A 16,894-nucleotide genomic window follows, 5' to 3' on the forward strand; every position below is an offset into this window, starting at 1 on the left:
CCGGTCCGGGAGCAACGGCTCGATCCGCGCCCACTGCGCATCAGTCAACGGCACACCCGGACCAACGACCGACTGATCCAAACGAAACTGCCTAGTCCGCCCCGACACCATCTCTGCCCCGCACAAAGCCCAGGCCCTCGTCCATGCCGCCCTCGCCTCCGCCACCGAGCACGGCTTCGGCACGCTGCTCACCCAGCACGCCCCCGTCATCTGCCTGCTCAACCGCCGACGACTGGACGAGACCCTCCACAGCTGGGCCCTCACCCGCCTCCCGGGCACGGTCTTCACCGACTACACCGCCCACCCCGAGGTCCTGGCCCGCGACCTGATCCACGAGGCCGCCCACAACTGGCTCAACGACGCCCTGGCCGCGCATGACGTGAGACTCCCTGGTGATGTCACCTTCTTCTCCCCCTGGCGAGGCACCAACCGTCCCGTCTTCGGCTTCCTCCACGCCTGCTGGGCCTTCTCCCTCACCGCGCTGTACGCACGGCAGGCCCGTCGCAGTGCCTCGGGCGCCGTCGTTCCCTTCCTGGACGCCTACCTGCGTCAACAGCAGAGCCAGGTCGCCGACGCCACCGACTCCCTGGCGAATGCGCTTTCGTACGTCTCCGCCAGCGTGATCCGAGAGCGCATCAGTCGCGTGGTCGGCGACGTCGTAGGAGCGGCGTAGGCCGATTCCCGCGTTCGAGTCGCGGTGTCGTGCCTGTGGGACTGGACTGGTCACCGCTGTCACCTACGGCCTGCTCGGCCTGCCGTTGTGGACTGACGCCATGGACCTGGCCGTCGCCGGAGCCGCAGTCATGGCGATCCGTACCGGCTCCGTCAACTTGGAGGCACTCGTCGTCCACCTCAACTACCTCTACGAAGAAAGCCTGTTCGTCTCCGGCCTCGAGCGGCTCTGCCGGGAAGCCCACCGCCGCCTCATCCCCGCCACAGGTCAGCCGCTACCGGAAAAGCCAGCCGCCAGCCGTTTTGAGAACGTCTCCTTACTGATGACCCATCCCGTGCTCCGTCCTCCTCCACACGACGCGTCGCTCGAACCCACCGCGCTCAGCCGCCTTGCGCGCACGGAGACCTTCGAGATCTGCCGGGCTCATCCCCAGATCCCGAGCGAGCGCATGTACAACTTCGAGCACGTCGGCGAGCTCCTCCTTGGCGTCCTCCCCGTCGGCCTGAAGAAACTCTTCGACCTCCTCGCACAACTTGTCCCTTAGACGTCCCCGATACTCCTCAACGCCAGCTGTGTACGTCACTGGCATGGCCCCGCTCCGACGGATGATCTCCGGGATGCCGTCACGCACGAGCTTCCCCTGGAACGACATCAGCACTCCGCTCTTCCCGACCTGCTCGGCTCACGTGAACTCACGCCCCTGCCTGATCTCCCAAGGGCCCGTGGGCACGATTCGGACTTCATCGAAATAGCTCAACCATTCGGCAATGTTCTCTGCCGCCCGTTGAGCCATCTCCTCCTCGCAACCGTCCGCTGCCATGATCGACTGCTGGAGCTCCGCAAGGTTGATCTTGCCCTTGGTGGCCAGTGCAGCCACCTCGGGCAGTTCGTACAGGCGTGAGCGCACGGCCTGAGAAAAGGTTGTCTCGTCGAGCCCGGGCTGGATGTCCAGGTGAGCAAGGTCCCGTGCGACTCCAGCAAGGATCTCGTTCGGGTAGTCGCACTTCATTCCTCGATAGACGCGATAGAGCCGTAGAGGCACACGGGTCTCCGGACGCCAACGAGCCCGCGCTGAATCCACTTCGTCCACGACGACAACGAAGTCCGGCCGATCCACATCACTGACCAGAAGGTTCGCCTGTTCCCGAAGCTGCCTCGCCATCTCCGCATCCGCAGGTATGGACGTCTGCTGGATCTGCTTGAGGACAGACTGCACCTCTGGGTGCTCTACGGGGACTTCAACCAGCAGCTCGAGGTTCTTTGGGAGCCGGCGCCCGGTTGCACGCCCCGTGAGGTTCGCGGAACCGATGAGGCAGCGCTCATCCGCCACATACAACTTCGCGTGAAGGTCATGGCAGAGCACGATAGTTACACGGTCATCCTGCTCTGCGATCTGTGCGATCTCCGGGTCCGATACGCCAGCGGCGATCTCCATGACCGCCCAGCGGGTCACGCAGAGCAGCTCGACGTCTCGGTCGCCGATGGCAGCTAACGCCGCAAGGAACACTTCCTTCTTGATGAAGGGAGCGACCAGTACCACGCGTTTACGTGCCGAGCTCAGAAGCTCATGAAGCTGCCTCCAGACATGGTCCGGCCTCACTCATCGTCCTCTTCGTCGACTGAGAAGAACTCCTTGGCCATGCGCCCCCAATCCTGTCGGAAGGACTTCGTGCGCTCCTTCATCCTCGGGCCGGACTCGTCCTCGAAACGCGCCCAGGAGAACAGCAGCAGCTTGAAGGCATTGGAAGCCCTCTCCAGCCGGTCCTTGAGCTCGCTCTCGCTGGCGCCCTCGTAGTCGTCGTCGAGCACGGCTACCAAGTCGTCGTACACGGGGTGGTCCATGTTCAGCGAGACCTGAAGCACGCCAGGGATGAACTCGACGTTGAAGAAGGCGGGGGAGTCTGGGTTGCGGCTCGTCAGCAGGCGGACATGGCGGTTCTGCGCGGTGGTTTCGGCAATCATGCGCTCGGCGTCCAGCGGCGTGTACTTGTGCCGGTTGACCAAGCTCTCGACCTGCTCCTGGTGGCTCTCCTCCGGTGACTTCTGCGTCTCCAGCGTGTCGGTCTCGCTGGGTCGCGCTTCCGTCCGACGCCGCCGCACAGCCTGCTCAGCCTGCTTCTCAGCCGGCTCATGCCGGCTCCGCGCCTGGCGCGTGCCCCGCCTCTGCAGCTTCAGCTCATCCCGCAGAAGCTTGAGGAGCTTGTCCCGTACGTGGAAGACGATCTCCATAAGTGGGACGCGGGGGTCGCCCTCCTCCACCAGCCGCTGTTTGAACTCCAGCGGGGTGAGCCCCTCGCCCTCCTCCTTCCAGTCGAAGTGGGCCAGGGAGGAGAACAGCGTGGCCGCCTGCTTGTTGTTAGTAACGCCGAAGACCTCATCGAGCTGAGGCGGGAAGTCGATCTCGATCCCCCACCACCGCTCGACCGGGTCGTAGGTGCTGGTCCAGCCCTTGTCCAGGTCTAGTTCGCGATCGGCCCGCATCAGGGAGATGCCAAGATTCCGGGCCGCGTGCTTACCCCATGCAGTGTGACCAGGGTCCAGGGTCGGCGTGACGTTCTCCGGCCAGGGCTCCCCCTCAATGTCAGAGCGGCGAGCCGCGTCAGTGGCGATCGAAGCCCGGACTGTGACCGGATACTCCTTGCCGTCCGCTCCCTTCACCATGAACTCTTCGACGCCGATCTCACCGGTGGAACCAGCCCCGATGGGCCTGAACATCGGCTTCGTGTCGAACGGCGCGGGAGTCGACGAACCCGGAGTCAAGTACAGAGGATCGTTTGGGCGAGCATCAGCCGCTTCTGGGAGCTCGTCCCAACCGTGGACCGGTACGAGGCGGATCCTGCACCGGCCATCGGCGATGTACCTGCGGTAGATGCGCCCGATGAGCTCCTCAGTATGCTTGAGCGTCGTGCCCGCGCCCATCCACTGAACCCGGTCAAGCGCCGTCCAGAGCACCAAGGTCCCGGAGGGGCCAAGCCCTTGGCTCAGCCTCTGCCACTCCTTGGGGACAGCCTGCTCATCAGGTTCCGGCACCTGCGCCTCACTGCCGTCTATCTGACGCAGGTCAAGGTACGTGTGGAGAGCGTTTTCCGGCCCGTTCTGCCACGACCAGACGTCCACGCGCTGGCACTGGGACATGCTGGAGTTGGGTAGGCCGACCCCGAAGCGCCCTATCCCCTTACGATCCTGTCGAGTACCCACGCCGAAGCGCAGCGACCGCCGCAGCGTCTCGCGGTCCATGCCAACGCCGTTGTCCATCACGGCGATCTTCTCGATCCGGTAGCGCGAGCGTGTTGTAGGCCGTTCCGTTCCCTCGACGGCGAAGAGCTCGACCACGTCCGCCTGAGCCTCGATGCCGTTGTCGATGAGCTCGGCGATGGCATGCGCGGTGGACTTGTAGCCACTGTCACGCATCGCCTTGATCGTCATATCCGCACTAACGATCGGGTAGCTCTCGACATCGATCATCTGTTGCTCCACACGTCCTCCCAGTTAGTAAAAGCGTCCGCGACGTCTCCGAACCCCGGAAGTTCAGGGTCAATTACGGTTACTACTTCACACGTTGAGGTGCCACCCGCCTTAGGCCCACGAATGACTCTCCCCACCATCTGGCTGTACAACACTAGGGATGTCGTAGGCCGCGCGATCACGGCAGCACTTGCGGCCGGTGCGTCAAATCCCGTAGTCAGTACGCCATAATTCGAGAGCACCATGGGTCGATTGGACCTCCCCTTGAAGCGGGCGATCACTTTCTCCCTGTGCCGCTTCGAAGATTCCGCCGTCACCTGTTCCGCATCGACACCAAGCGCGGAGAGCGTCGCCACGAGCAATCGACTGTGTTCCACAGACCCTGCGAAAAGAAGAATCCTCTGATGCTCTTTGGTGAGTTCAAGGACGGTCTGAATGACTTGCAGGTTCCACTGCACGTTCGTCGCCAACCGGTCGAGGAGTCCCTTGGGGACGTCGAACGCGTCGGCGAGCGCGTGTCGGTCGCTCGCGCTCAGCTCCACACCGGAGTTGGCCGCGACAGTTCGGAAGGTCGGCCGTGCCAGATAGCCCGCTTCGATCAGGGCGCTGACCGGGTTGTCATGCCCCTCGATGTCCAGCATGACCTTCTGCCGGCCGAAGAACTCCGACAGTCGCGCGTCCTCATCAATGTCCGCCCAGGTGCGGCCGGGGGTCGCAGTGAGCCCCAACAAGCTCGCGTCGCGGCGCAAGGTCAGCGCATCCGTGACCCTGCGGTACGTCGGTGCAATGGCCTGATGAGCCTCGTCGAAGACAGTCAGCGTGACCTTCAGGGCCAAGCGGTCCAGGAAGTCCCTGTCCCGCTTGACCGCCGCCACCGCCTTGTCGAGCCCGAGGACCACTATCCCGTCGACAACTCCGTCCAAGTCTGTTGCAGCATCTCCCCACATCCGGACGACGTGAACGTCTCTGCTCCCTAGAGCTCCCCATGCCCGCTCGAACTCTGAAGCGGCCTGCTCCAGAAGTTCGTTGCCCCGAGCCAGCCAAACCACAAGGGTCGGCTCATGTGACCGCAGGTGGTCGCAGATCATGTTCATCGCAGTCCGAGTTTTTCCAACGCCCGTAGGCAGATGAAGAACCACTCGGCGGCCATCCGCGTAGAGTCGCTCACGGGCCCGTGCGGCAGCGCGGCGCTGGTGCGAGAAGAGCCCATAGCTCGGCACCGCCATGCCCCGGAAAGCCGGCGGAGGCTTCGGCGCCCGCTCGACGATCAGGCCGAGAAAACCCAAGAGGGTCTGCTTCTGCTCCGCTGCCCATCCGCATTTCGCGAGGAAATCCGCTGCGCGACCAGACTGGTCCCACCCCAGCCTTTCGGCGAGCTCCCTCTCCTTCTCGTCCGGCAGCAGCGCCAGAAAGCCATCCCGCCGCTCAGCGTCAGCGAGCAGCTCTTCCGGCGACACCGCAGTCGCCGCCACTGCCCGGACCATGGCCTCGTCGGTGGATCCCCCGTTCAAAAGGCCAATAAGTGTGCAAGCGTCCTCCCCGAGGAGCCCTCGCACATACTCGACGGGCGCCGCGTCGAGAACACGTGCGAACGCGATGCCGGGTGCATTCATCCGGCATCTTCCCCTCCGCACCTCAAGCGAGGCGTCCCCACGCCTCGCACGTCCTCACCGTGCATCTCCCGAGAGCCCTTTGCTGCGCAGCGTTCCCTCACTGTCCATCGCTCCCGTGACGCGGGGCACGACGTGCGCTCAACAGTAGACCCGACCACTGACAATGGGGGCCGAACGGAAGATCCGGTCCTTCCTCGGTGCCCGACCTGCGCTGATCAAGCTAGGCGAGGGGGGAAGGGGCACTCCTAGAACACGAAGGAAGCTGCTCACGCGACGTAGGCAAGTGCACTTCCTGCGGCGTGCCGGTCTCACTAGCCCCCAACGTTCGTTAGGATCTCAGAGCACTCCTGGTGGAACATGAGCTACGGGCTGAGAACAGTCACCAGGAGCGACATAAGGAGCGAGACACCGCTAGTGGGGGCATTCCGTGGAAGCAGAGACATATGGCGCACAGCCCGTGTACCTCGACTACAACGCCACTGCTCCTATGCGTCCAGAAGCGCTCAAGGCCACGTATGACGCGCTCCAAGCCGTAGGCAACGCCTCCAGCATCCACCATCAGGGCCGCGACGCCGCGCGCAGGGTTGACCAAGCACGTCGGCAGCTCGCTGACCTGTTGAACTGCTCTACTGGCGAGCTCATCTTCACCTCTGGTGCGACCGAGGCCAACAACCTTGCTCTGCAAGCCGCTTATGCACAGCGTGGAGTGATCATCACCTCCGCCGTGGAACATCCGGCGGTCCTGGAAACTGCACGGGCACTCGCAGGCGACGCTTCGGAAGCCCTCATCACTTTGCCTGTCGGCAGCGCGGGGCAGATCGATCCGGATGCGTTCAGGGCCGCCGTTCAGCGGCATGGCGCGGCTCTCGTCTCCATCATGCTGGCGAACAACGAGACCGGGGTGATCACTGACCTCGCTCCCGTCATCGAGGCCGCACACGCGGCTGGCGCACTGGTCCACACGGACGCGACGCAGTACGTCGGCCGGCTCCCCCTCGACCTGGGTGATCTTGCTGTCGACCTGCTGTCGCTGTCTGCCCACAAGTTCGGCGGGCCGCAGGGTGTCGGTGCGCTGTTCATCCGGCGCGGCACTCCGCTGCCTCAGCGGCCGCTGGTCTTTGGCGGGGGCCACGAGCGCGGCTGGCGTGCGGGCACCCTCAACGTCCCCGGCATCGTGGGCCTTGGTGCCGCTGCCGCGGCTGTGCACCGACAGCTCGACGACGAAGCCCCGCGCATCACCAAGCTGCGCGATCTCCTGGAGGGTGAGCTCCTCGCGCAGCTCCCCGCAAGCCACGTCAACGGTGCTCGTGCCTCGCGGCTGCCCGGCGTCTCAAGCATCACCTTCCCCGGCGCCCCCGCCGATGCTCTCCTCGCCTCAATGCCCGACGTAGCCGCATCTGACGGCAGCGCCTGCTCCGCGGGAGCGCCGAGCCCGAGCCATGTCCTGCTCGCCATGGGGCTCAGCAGGGAGGCAGCTGACTCCACCATCCGCTTCTCCCTGGGCTACGCCACCACAGAGCACGAGATCCGCCGCGCCATCGACGCCGCCGTACGAGCTGTCACCCACGTACAGGCGGTCATGGGCGCCACCGCCGGCAACTGACCGGCACCCAAGACTTCGCACCTACTCCTTGAACTGAAGGGTTCGACCGCAATGCCAGAAGGCCGCCTCTCCGACGTTGTCGGACTGAAATTCAACAGGCACGAAAGCTTTCCCCCGCGCTTCGGGTGGCTGCACAAGGCATACCTGCAGGTCAAGAAAGACGAGATGCTCTTCCACGCCCCGGACGCGCTCGTGCGCCTGGGCGTAGGTAAGAACATGGTCTACTCCATGCGCTACTGGTCGCAGGCATTCAAGCTCACCCACGAGTACCGCAGCTCCGAGCCGCAGGTGCGGGCGCTTGCGGCCGCCCCGACGTGGCGCGCCCGATGGCTTCTGGACGAGGAAGGCGCCGACCCCTATCTCGAGGACACCGGGAGCCTGTGGCTGCTGCACTGGTGGCTGGTCTCCGGCACTAAGGAGGCCAAGTGCCTCGCCCCGAGCTGGTACGTGATGTTCCACCTTGCACCGCTCGCCCGTGTCACGGTCGAGGAGATGGCCGCCCTTATTACGCGCGAGGTGCACAGCAGCTTCACGCGCGAGGAGTGGCCGGCGGCGGAGTCGATCACCCGTGACGTCGACTGCTTCATCAAGATGTACGCGCCTGACCCCGACGCGAACCCGCTCTCCCCGGGGAGCTTCGAGGACTCGCTCCTCTGCCCCTTCCGCGAGCTCGGCCTCCTGGAGTTCCAGGGCGGCCGCGGCAAGGAGCGCACGTACCGCTTCACTAACGGTATCCGCCCTAGCCTCCCGCCCCGCGTGCTTATCCACGCCTGCCTCGATTACGCGTCCCGCTTCTCCCGCAAGCCGGACTCCATTTCGCTGGCCCGTCTCGCCAACGAGCCCGGTGCCCCCGGCCGCGCCTTCCGCATGCGAGAGCCGGAGCTCGCCAGATCAATCGAAGCCTTCGTCGAGAGCCACCCGCAGCTGGAGATCGTGGAGTCACTCGGCCAGCGCAGCCTGCGCTTCGCCGACAACCCGGAAACTCTCGCCTGGAACATCCTGGACGAGCAGTACGGGCGCGTGCGCGACCGCGACGGTTTTCCGACTCCCGAAGAGTGGGCGCGGCAGAACCCCGGCCTGAAGAAGACAACGGACGACGCTGAGGCCACGCAGGGGCAGTTCCCCCGGCAGGCTGACATGATCGAGGAGCTCGCGTGACCACGGCCACCAAGCCTTCCCCCCGTACCAAGCTGAAGGACGCTGGTTTCCAGATTCCCGCCGGGATCAGCTTCGTCGGTACGGAGTTCCGCTCCACCAACCTGGAGCGCGACGTACGCACTCCGGACCTCCACTCTCCGTACGTCGGCGTGCGCGCCCTTGACGTCCTAGAAAGGGTGGGAAACGCCCTCCGCGACCTTAATCGCACCCGCGCTTGGTCCTTCACCGGTCCGTACGGCTCCGGCAAGTCCACCCTGTCGAACCTGATCGACGCTTTCCTCTGTCACGACGTCGAGCGCAGGACAGCTGCGTACCAGGCGGTGGCCGCCACCAACACCGAGCTGGCGGAGGAGATTTCCGAGAACCGCGAGACGCTCGCTGCCGAGGGGTTCCTGGGCGCTGTCACCACCGCGCGCAGAGAGCCGCTGGCGGCCACCATTCACCGGGCCCTGGAGACGGCGGTAGACCGGAGGTGGCCGAAGCGCGTTCCCAAGGACGTCTCCACTGCCATGGCAGCCTGTGCCGAGAAGGTCGTCCCGACAACCGACAGTCTGCTGAACGCGGTTACTACGCTGTGCGGCAAGGCACCGCTCCTGCTGATCATCGATGAGTTCGGCAAGACCCTGGAGCACCTCGCATCCGCCAGCGAGAGCAGCAACGCCGAGAGCGATGTATTCCTGCTGCAGCTGCTCGCTGAGAAGGGTGCCGGGGCCAACGGCCTTCCGCTGTTCGTGTTTACCCTGCAGCATCTGGCCTTCACGGACTACGCCTCGCGGTCCAGCGCTGTGCAGACCCAGGAGTGGGCCAAGATCCAGGGGCGCTTCGAAGACGTCACCTTCGCCCCCAACCTCGGTGACGCGGTCTACCTCCTGCAGCGGAAGCTGTCCCACTCGGAGGTGGCGAAGCAGGGGCGCAAGCTGGTTGAGGCACAGGCTCACGCGGCGTACGGCATCTGGCGCCAGCAGTCGTTGCACTCAGTCGTCGACATCTCTTCGGAGTCGTTCGCCAATCTGTACCCGCTGCACCCGCTCACTGCCGTGGCAGCACCCCTCATGGCTGCGCAGATCGGCCAGAACGACCGAAGCCTCAGCGGTTTCCTGGTCAACGATGAGCCGTACACGGTGCGGCGCAGCCTCGATACCTTCGAGGCCGAGTCGCCGGAGCGCGCCTCGACGATCCGGATCCCGCAACTGTACGACTTCTTCTTCTCTGCGGGGCGCACGACAATCCTTGCCTCGTCGAAGGCAAGCCGATGGCTGGAGATCAACGCTCGCCTTGAGGAAGCCCACGGGCTCCCTGAAGAGGACCAGGAACTACTCAAGGCGATCGGCGTACTCAACCTCATCGACGCTGACGGATTGCTCCGTGCCACGCCGGCGATGATCCAGTTCGCGCTTAACGACCCAACAGACGCCACCGACGCCAAGCGGTTCGAGCAGTTGAAGAAGCGGCTGGATAAGTTGGTGGAAGACGGACTCGTCGTCCACCGCTCCTACAGCGACGAGTACCGCATCTGGCAGGGCACCGATGTGGACATCGACGCCCGGGTCCGCGAGATCGCCACCCAACTGCAGCCTGACGACGTGGTGCGCTACTTCAACAAGCACCTCGGGACGAATGTCCTCCCGAACGCGGTCGCCGCAGGCGCGCATAGCCAGCTCACCGGCATGCAGCGGCACTTCGTGACGGCCGTCAGCTACCGGACCGAGAAGCTGCGGGGCCCAAAAGTCGTGCAGGACGCGGCTGACGGGATGCTCGTCTTCCACCTTGGCGACCTGAAGAGCAGTCCTCGGGTGGACTCTCCTCTCCCGGTCGTGGTCGGTGTGACGAAGAATCCCCAAGCAGTGCTGGATGCCGGCACCACCCTCGTGGCGCTCCAGGACCTCATGGGTGATGAGGAGCTCGACCATGTTGCTCGGAGAGAGATCAACGAACGGGCCGGAGAGTTCTCCCAGCGTATTACCGCCATGCTTGCTGAGGCGTTCCGCCCGGGGAGCGAGGAGTCGAGCTGGTACTTGTGGGAGAGCGGCGAAGACACCGACGGCGAACCCGTCAAGGAACTCAAGGCCCGAAGCTACGCGGGACTCGTATCCGAAGCGTGCAACGCGGTGTACCACAACACTCCGCATGTACGGAATGAGATGGTGGGACGCCATCAACTGACCAGCAACGCTGCTCGTACACGCCGCGAAGTTCTCACGGCCATGATCGAGAAGACCGGGTTGCCACGGCTCGGCTGGCCTGAGGACAAGTTCCCTGCGGAACGTGCCCTGTACGACGGCGTTGTCGAGCACCTCGGACTGCACCGTGCCGCTGGAGAAGTCAATGGCGGCCAGAGCTCCGAAGGCGGCATCCACACTCACGGAATGTCCCGCCCCAGCGCTGACCTCAATGCGAGTGTCATGCCTGTCTGGGAAGCGCTCGAGGAGGCGCTGAGCGCGGCCACGAAGCCGACCAACATCGTAGAGATCTACGAGCGGCTCATGGCCCCTCCATACGGCGTAAAGGCCGGCGTCGTCCCGATCCTGGTGGTCGCCGGGCTCATCCTGCGCGGCAACGACGTCGCGCTCTTCGAGGAGGGGAACTACTGCCCCCGCCTTACCGCCGCCATCGTGGAGCGTCTCAATGTCCCCTACCCGGAACGCTTTACCGTAAAGGCGACTCCAGTCGACCGGGGCCAGCGCCGTCTTGTTCTCGACAGCCTGGTGAAATCGCTCGGCGTCGACATTCCCCGCAGCCGCGCAAACCGGAACCCGGCACTGCTCGCGGTCACGCGCGGGATGCTGGAACGGGTGATGGTTCTGGACCAGCACTCGCGAAAGACTCGGCGGCTCAGCCACGACACCCTCACGGTCCGTGAGGTGCTGTCCAGGGCGACCGACCCGGACAAACTGGTCTTCGAAGAGCTCCCCGAAGCGCTCGGCTTCGAGAAGATCGCTCCAGGTACCCAGAAGGACGCCGAGGCAGCGGAGGTATACGTCGTACGCCTCACCACCGCGCTCAACGAGCTCACCAACGCAAGCGCGAGCCTACGCCGGTACGTCGTCGAAACGTTGGCGAAGGAGTTCCGAATCCCCGCGTCCAGCACAGGGGAACTGCGCGCTGGCCTGGCCGAGCGTCTGCGTGGCTTCGCCGACGCCTCCCTCGAAGTCAGCCTCCACGGCTTCGTGACCCGGGTGACCAACGAAATGCTTCCTGATGATGACTGGCTCGGCACGGTCGTGGTCCAGCTCGTCAACCAGGCCCTCGGGGACTGGACCGACCGTGACATTGATGTCTTCCCCCGCATCGTGAGGGACAGGGCGCGCGCACTGGACCGCGTGAGTCACCTGTACAACGTCGTGGAGGAGGAACCGGTCGCCGAGGCTGGCAAGGAAGTCCGCGGACGTGAGAAGCCGAAGCAGCGCCAGATCGACACTCACCTGCTGACACTAACCACTCCCCAGGGGACCGAGGAGCGCACGCTCATCCACGTCCCGAGGGAGTCGCGGAATGCCGCGGACAAACTCGTTGTCAGTGTCATCAGGCAAGCTGAAGAAGCATTGGGCCCCGACGGCGCACGCATCCTGCTCGCCGCCCTGGCCGAGCGCCTGTCCGACCGCGACAGCGCCTCATCCGAGAGGAAGGAGTAGCCGTGACCGACGCCGACGGCTCCAACAGCAAGAAGCGCCACGTACTCGGGATCTCGGGGGGCAAGGATTCCTCAGCGCTCGCGATCTACATGCGCGACCGCGTACCGGACATGGAGTACTTCTTCTGCGACACCGGCGCCGAGCTGCCCGAGACCTACGAGTACCTCAACCGCCTCGAGGGTGCACTCGGCAAGCCCATCCAACGGCTCAACTCCTCCCGGGACTTCGACCACTGGCTGGAGGTCTACCAGGGGACCCTGCCCAGCCCCCAGATGCGCTGGTGCACGAAGAACCTGAAGATAAAGCCACTTGAGGAGTGGATCGGCGAGGACGAGGCCGTCTCGTATGTCGCCATCCGTGCCGACGAGAACCGCCTCGGTTACGTCAGCACCAAGCCCAACATCACGGCGGTCTTCCCCTTCCGCGAGGACGGCATCGATCGAGAGGGCGTCGATCGGATCCTGGACGAGGCCGGCATCGGCCTCCCCGACTACTACGAGTGGCGCACCCGCTCCGGTTGCTACTTCTGCTTCTTTCAGCGCAAGCACGAGTGGGTGGGCCTCAAGGACCGCCACCCCGACCTCTTCGAGAAGGCCGTTGAGTACGAGGAGAAGGTCAAGCACCAGCACGCTGCAACTGTGGGGCGCAAGTACACCTGGTCTCAGAGCGAGTCCCTGGCTGAACTCATAGAGCGTCGCGAGGAGATCGAGGCCAAGCACCGGGATGCGATGGAGCGAGCCGCGAAGCGTATGAAGCCGAACCGACCCCTCCTGGAGATCCTGTCGGACGCTCTGGACGAGGACGACGACTCGGCGGCTTGCGCGGTCTGCCACCTGTAGGCATCAAGCGTCATCGCGCGCCCCGTGTAGCGACATTGCTCGCTGCACGGGGCGCGTTGCGTTGATCGTCGACGGAGTGTCAGACATACCTGCGACACTGGTGCGCAAGCCGAGGAGGTGCGCTGCGCTCCACGGTGATTGTCGGCGTGCAGGAAGAGACAGCGGGGACGATATGACGTCACATCAGGGCACCTTCGAGGAGACGTCGCCAAGGTTCGAGGAAGTGCCAATCAACCCTGGCCGCATCCTTCGGGCGATCGCACGCATCGGATACACGCCAGAGAGCGCCATCTGCGACATCGTCGACAACTCGGTGGCCGCGAACGCTCGGCGCGTCGCCATCAAACTTGAGCGCGAACCCGACATGTCTGAAGCGCGTAGGAATAGTGCGGCTCGCTACATCATCGCCGATGATGGCGACGGGATGGATCAAGGCCGCCTTATTGAGGCTCTGGCCCTGGGGGCGGAGGGGCAGTACGACTCCGGCAGTCTCGGGAAGTACGGACTTGGACTGAAAAGCGCTGGTCTCTCGCAAGGTGATCGAATCGAAGTCGTCAGCGCCCGCCAAGGCGGAGCGTGGAGCAAAGCGGTCCTGGATCTTCCCCATGTCGAGAGAGTAGGAAAGCTCGAGTGCCTGGTGATGGAGCCCGATTCTGCTGACCTTGAGCGAGTGAATCAGCTCATCCCTGGGGCGGCCCATGGCACTGTGGTCACTATCGAGAAGATCCACAAGCGCAATCACCCCAGCATCCGGAAGACTCGTGGGGCACTTGAGCGAAATCTTGGTGTGACCTACTTCTATTTCCTCCATCCCAATGGTGGAGACCTTGAAATTCTTCTCGACGGCGATCCTGTGAAACCTTTCGATCCCCTCTTCGTGGATGAGGCGAACGCGGCCGGAAATCTCGATGATTCCGCGTGGGATGGTCTTGATGTGCGATGGCTTGAGCGAGCTAGCCCAGTGATCCTCGATGCCGAGAATGGCGTAGAGGCCACAATTGAAGCAACTCAGCTGGTGTACCCGCCTGCCTTTGATAACTCTGCCGAGATTCGTAAGAGGTACATGGTCGGGGGGAATAATTACGGGTTCTACATCTATCGCAACAAGCGGCTTATCCGAAGGGCCGAGCGATTTAACGGGATAATTCCGACCGATCAGGATTACTTCGCCTTCCGTGGAAGGATCCTGATCGATGATTCGGCGGATGATGCCTTCAACATCGACGTAAAGAAGTCAGAAATACTGCTGAGTGAAGAAGCGGAGAGCGCGCTCAGCGAAGCCATCTACGAGGCTCGACGTCTCAGCAAGAGTGGCTGGAGGAACGCCGCAGCCATTCTTCGTAAGAAGGCGAACGAAGACCCCAATAGCAAAGCAGCTGAAGCTCTGAGCGAGGTCGAGTTCCCCGAATTCCTGCCCACTGACCCTGACGACGCGATCTCCGAGAACGAACGGACCAAGCGTACTGAAAAGGAATCTGCTCGGCACCCACTAAAGGACAAGGAACGCGAGCAGGTCCGCAAGGAGGGGGCGAGGGTCACGTTCGTTGACCAGCTGGACGACAACGCCCTATGGGAGCGCGCGCGTGATGCCACCCTGGGCACTGTTGTGCGCATCAATCGGTCCCATCGCTTTATGCGGATGTTCGACGAGCGCTTTGGTGATGATGCCGACGTCGTGCTCCTGCTCCAGGCCCTCTTCTTGAGTCTTGCATCGGCCGAGAGCGGAACCGTGCGAAACAAGCAGGATCTCGATGATGAAATCATCGAGGAAGTGTTTGTGACGTATCGCAACCAGGCTTCGGCCGCCGTATACAAGGTCACGGCTGATGCCCTTGAGAAGCGCTTCGCGTAGGCCGGCCTGAATGCCTGGCGTCCAGGATAACGAGACCTGGGGATCTGCGATAGTTGGGGACCCTAGCCTTTGTCGAACGCGTGCATATATATATTGTGGATACTCAAGGAAAGTGGGCGTTGCGTACATCGGAATGACAGTAGGCCGCAACGGCATATTCGGCCGCTGGGGCGATCACCTTGGGCGCGCGCTCGAGAAGTCGTCATTTCAGCGACGGCTGCGCGAATTCGACGATTCCGCCTGGGGTCGGATGGATGATCTTGTGATCTTCTGGGCCGACATGGGGGATGCGGATGAGTTTCTGACGCTCGAGACCAGCCATCGCGAAGGCGTCGAATATATCGTGCAGCGACAGTTGCGTATTCTCTTAGGTAGGGCCAAGCCTCCGCTTACTGTGATAAGTAAGGTTCGCTCGAACCGGACGGTGCAGCTTCCCCTCGTGCAGGCTGCCGCAAATCGGGTTATCGAAAATTTCCGAAACCATTTCGATGCGAATGGCTGAGTCAACCCTATCTGCAAGCCCTACGAATCAGCGTAACCGGTCCCGATGTTATGTTTTCCTCCACTCCGTCTCGCGTCAAGTCTGCGATTTGACGCTCGATGGCCTTGACGTTCTCCGCATTGTTGACGGTGGCGACCCCCTGGACACTGACCGCCAGGGGGTCGGAGACGAGGGCTGCCTTGCGCTCGCGGAGGACCTCCACGGCGACGGCCTGGAGCGAGCCGAGGCGCAGGTAGCGGGCATCCAGGTCGGTTCGGCTGGCCTCGCCGAGTTCGGAGCGAAGGTAGAGGTATTCGGCGTCGGTGAGGCTCATGGTGCCTCGACCTTGGTACGGCGGGACTGGCGGGGCAGTTGCGGTGCCCAGGCGTCAGGGTGCGTGATCTGGTCGGCAATCGCAGGGTCGCTGACCTCCGTGCCGGGCCGGAGTAGCAATGTGTCATGGGTCTTGGGGTCGGTGACAAAGACTGCGGTGGCGAGGGTGCGGACTGCCGGCATCACAGGACCTTCGCGGTGATGTGGATGTCGGGGACGTAGAGGACCGGCATGGCCACGGCGGAGCCCTTCGTCCACACCTGCACCGGGTCATCCTGGTGGCCGGCTGTGATGACGATGCCGGGGGCGTCCTCGCGGGTGATAGCCGGGTTAGTGCCGGAGGACAGCACCAGCGACTCGGCAGTGATGCCGTACTGGGTCTCCGCCCAGGACTCGGGGTTGGGCGGCAGGAGGATCCAGCGGTCTTCGGGGATGACGCGCTGGTATGTGTCGTCGACCGAGATCTGCACGTCGTAGACGGTGATCGGTGGCAGGTTGTAGCGGGCGCGAACGACTTCGACCTCATTGGGAGCGAGGACCGCGGTGGGGGTGGTGGAGCCGTTGACGCTGCCGTAGTACGCGGCACGGTAGGCGTCGTTCGCGGCAAGCGTGGCGCGGGCCTTGTAGGAGGTGATGACGCGGGCCGGGAGCGGGGCGCCGATGGAGCGCAGGTACTCGATCCAGCGCAGCTCGTCGGCGATAGGGTCGCTCGTCGGGTCCGACCAGGGCTTTGCGGCCGTCGGCATGTTGGCGGCCGGGACGCCGAAGTCGGCTTCCAGGGTGAGGCCATTCTCCCCGTTGAGGCTGAACTTGCCGTCGACCAGGAGGTCACCAGCAGCCAGCTCCATGCGGTTGTGGATGGACTCGACGTGGCGCTCGATGTCGTCGTAAAGCAGCTCGACGAACTCGGAGGAGTCGGCGCCGCGGGCGGTGTCGAGGAGAATCTGCTCCAGTTCGCCGACGATCAGCTTCTGACCGAGGGGCGGCAGCATGCCCTCGGTGATGATCTTCTCGGCCTGGCGACGGGCGACGGCGGTCTGGGCGTCGTACGCGCGGAACTTGGCCGCGTTCACGCGTCGCTTGCTGCTCTTGATGCGGAACTTGACGGAGTTCAGGCGGCGTTCGGGCATGACCGTGCGGGTCAGCTCGAAGTCGTCCGGGGTGGTCATGGTACGGGCGAAGGCGTTGAGGTCGGCCGCGTCGATGTCGCGCAGCAGGGTTTCGAGCATGGGGTGGTGTTCCTCA

The 16,894-nt window shown here is 63.9% G+C and carries 13 protein-coding genes; 8 read left to right on the forward strand and 5 right to left on the reverse strand.

Going from position 1 to position 16,894, the window contains the following annotated elements; all coding sequences use genetic code 11:
• The first annotated feature begins 184 nt into the window (after nucleotides 1-184).
• Both ACIBBH_RS19040 and ACIBBH_RS19045 read left to right on the forward strand, forming a co-directional pair.
• Entirely contained in the window at nucleotides 185-673 is a 489-nt protein-coding gene (locus ACIBBH_RS19040) for an aKG-HExxH-type peptide beta-hydroxylase (protein ID WP_399406447.1), read from the forward strand.
• Between the two features lie 100 nt (nucleotides 674-773).
• Complete coding sequence (locus tag ACIBBH_RS19045) at nucleotides 774-1,217, forward strand: hypothetical protein (RefSeq protein ID WP_399405970.1); 444 nt, start codon at nucleotides 774-776, stop codon at nucleotides 1,215-1,217.
• 138 nt (nucleotides 1,218-1,355) lie between these two features.
• Here the strand turns inward: ACIBBH_RS19045 and ACIBBH_RS19050 are convergent, their stop codons facing one another.
• Genes ACIBBH_RS19050 through ACIBBH_RS19060 form a run of 3 tightly spaced genes read right to left on the reverse strand, consistent with a single transcriptional unit; the run spans nucleotide 1,356 to nucleotide 5,751 of the window.
• Nucleotides 1,356-2,273, reverse strand: a complete 918-nt coding sequence (locus tag ACIBBH_RS19050; RefSeq protein ID WP_399405972.1) for a phospholipase D family protein — start codon at nucleotides 2,271-2,273, stop codon at nucleotides 1,356-1,358.
• The gene (locus tag ACIBBH_RS19055) at nucleotides 2,270-4,138 is read right to left on the reverse strand and encodes an ATP-binding protein (RefSeq protein ID WP_399405974.1); all 1,869 of its coding nucleotides are present in this window, start codon (nucleotides 4,136-4,138) and stop codon (nucleotides 2,270-2,272) included. The genes ACIBBH_RS19050 and ACIBBH_RS19055 overlap by 4 nt, the downstream gene beginning before the upstream one ends.
• Nucleotides 4,135-5,751 (reverse strand): DEAD/DEAH box helicase, encoded by a 1,617-nt coding sequence (locus ACIBBH_RS19060; protein ID WP_399405976.1) that lies wholly within the window; start codon nucleotides 5,749-5,751, stop codon nucleotides 4,135-4,137. Before ACIBBH_RS19060 ends, ACIBBH_RS19055 begins: the two co-directional genes overlap by 4 nt.
• A 457-nt stretch (nucleotides 5,752-6,208) precedes the next feature.
• Between ACIBBH_RS19060 and ACIBBH_RS19065 the strand changes: the two genes are divergently transcribed.
• The 6 genes from ACIBBH_RS19065 to ACIBBH_RS19090 all read left to right on the forward strand — a co-directional run bounded on the left by ACIBBH_RS19065 (nucleotide 6,209) and on the right by ACIBBH_RS19090 (nucleotide 15,337).
• Complete coding sequence (locus ACIBBH_RS19065) at nucleotides 6,209-7,354, forward strand: cysteine desulfurase family protein (protein ID WP_399405978.1); 1,146 nt, start codon at nucleotides 6,209-6,211, stop codon at nucleotides 7,352-7,354.
• 51 nt (nucleotides 7,355-7,405) lie between these two features.
• Nucleotides 7,406-8,512 carry a DUF4007 family protein gene (locus ACIBBH_RS19070; protein ID WP_399405980.1) on the forward strand — a complete coding sequence of 369 codons (1,107 nt, stop codon included), beginning with the start codon at nucleotides 7,406-7,408 and terminating at the stop codon, nucleotides 8,510-8,512.
• Nucleotides 8,509-12,144: an ATP-binding protein gene (locus tag ACIBBH_RS19075; RefSeq protein WP_399405982.1), complete on the forward strand. Its 3,636-nt coding sequence runs from the start codon at nucleotides 8,509-8,511 to the stop codon at nucleotides 12,142-12,144. The genes ACIBBH_RS19070 and ACIBBH_RS19075 overlap by 4 nt, the downstream gene beginning before the upstream one ends.
• Nucleotides 12,145-12,146: 2 nt before the next feature.
• Nucleotides 12,147-12,983, forward strand: a complete 837-nt coding sequence (locus tag ACIBBH_RS19080; RefSeq protein ID WP_399405984.1) for a phosphoadenosine phosphosulfate reductase family protein — start codon at nucleotides 12,147-12,149, stop codon at nucleotides 12,981-12,983.
• Nucleotides 12,984-13,155: 172 nt separating this feature from the next.
• Nucleotides 13,156-14,835 carry an ATP-binding protein gene (locus ACIBBH_RS19085; RefSeq protein WP_399405986.1) on the forward strand — a complete coding sequence of 560 codons (1,680 nt, stop codon included), beginning with the start codon at nucleotides 13,156-13,158 and terminating at the stop codon, nucleotides 14,833-14,835.
• A gap of 112 nt (nucleotides 14,836-14,947) precedes the next feature.
• The gene (locus ACIBBH_RS19090; protein ID WP_399405988.1) at nucleotides 14,948-15,337 is read left to right on the forward strand and encodes a hypothetical protein; all 390 of its coding nucleotides are present in this window, start codon (nucleotides 14,948-14,950) and stop codon (nucleotides 15,335-15,337) included.
• A gap of 7 nt (nucleotides 15,338-15,344) precedes the next feature.
• Here ACIBBH_RS19090 and ACIBBH_RS19095 read toward each other — a convergent pair whose 3' ends face one another.
• Entirely contained in the window at nucleotides 15,345-15,650 is a 306-nt protein-coding gene (locus ACIBBH_RS19095; RefSeq protein WP_399405990.1) for a hypothetical protein, read from the reverse strand.
• 181 nt (nucleotides 15,651-15,831) lie between these two features.
• Nucleotides 15,832-16,878: a major capsid protein gene (locus ACIBBH_RS19100; protein ID WP_399405992.1), complete on the reverse strand. Its 1,047-nt coding sequence runs from the start codon at nucleotides 16,876-16,878 to the stop codon at nucleotides 15,832-15,834.
• Between the last annotated feature and the right edge of the window lie 16 nt (nucleotides 16,879-16,894).

The sequence above is a fragment of the Streptomyces sp. NPDC051636 genome (assembly GCF_044453765.1).
Taxonomy (GTDB): Bacteria; Actinomycetota; Actinomycetes; order Streptomycetales; family Streptomycetaceae; genus Streptomyces.

Excerpts from the sequence above, each read along its gene's own strand:
- ACIBBH_RS19045 (WP_399405970.1), top strand. The coding sequence starts at position 774 with ATGGACCTGGCCGTCGCCGGAGCCGCAGTCATGGCGATCCGTACCGGC.
- ACIBBH_RS19055 (WP_399405974.1), bottom strand. The coding sequence starts at position 4,138 with ATGATCGATGTCGAGAGCTACCCGATCGTTAGTGCGGATATGACGATC.
- ACIBBH_RS19060 (WP_399405976.1), bottom strand. The coding sequence starts at position 5,751 with ATGAATGCACCCGGCATCGCGTTCGCACGTGTTCTCGACGCGGCGCCC.
- ACIBBH_RS19070 (WP_399405980.1), top strand. The coding sequence starts at position 7,406 with ATGCCAGAAGGCCGCCTCTCCGACGTTGTCGGACTGAAATTCAACAGG.
- ACIBBH_RS19085 (WP_399405986.1), top strand. The coding sequence starts at position 13,156 with ATGACGTCACATCAGGGCACCTTCGAGGAGACGTCGCCAAGGTTCGAG.
- ACIBBH_RS19095 (WP_399405990.1), bottom strand. The coding sequence starts at position 15,650 with ATGAGCCTCACCGACGCCGAATACCTCTACCTTCGCTCCGAACTCGGC.
- ACIBBH_RS19100 (WP_399405992.1), bottom strand. The coding sequence starts at position 16,878 with ATGCTCGAAACCCTGCTGCGCGACATCGACGCGGCCGACCTCAACGCC.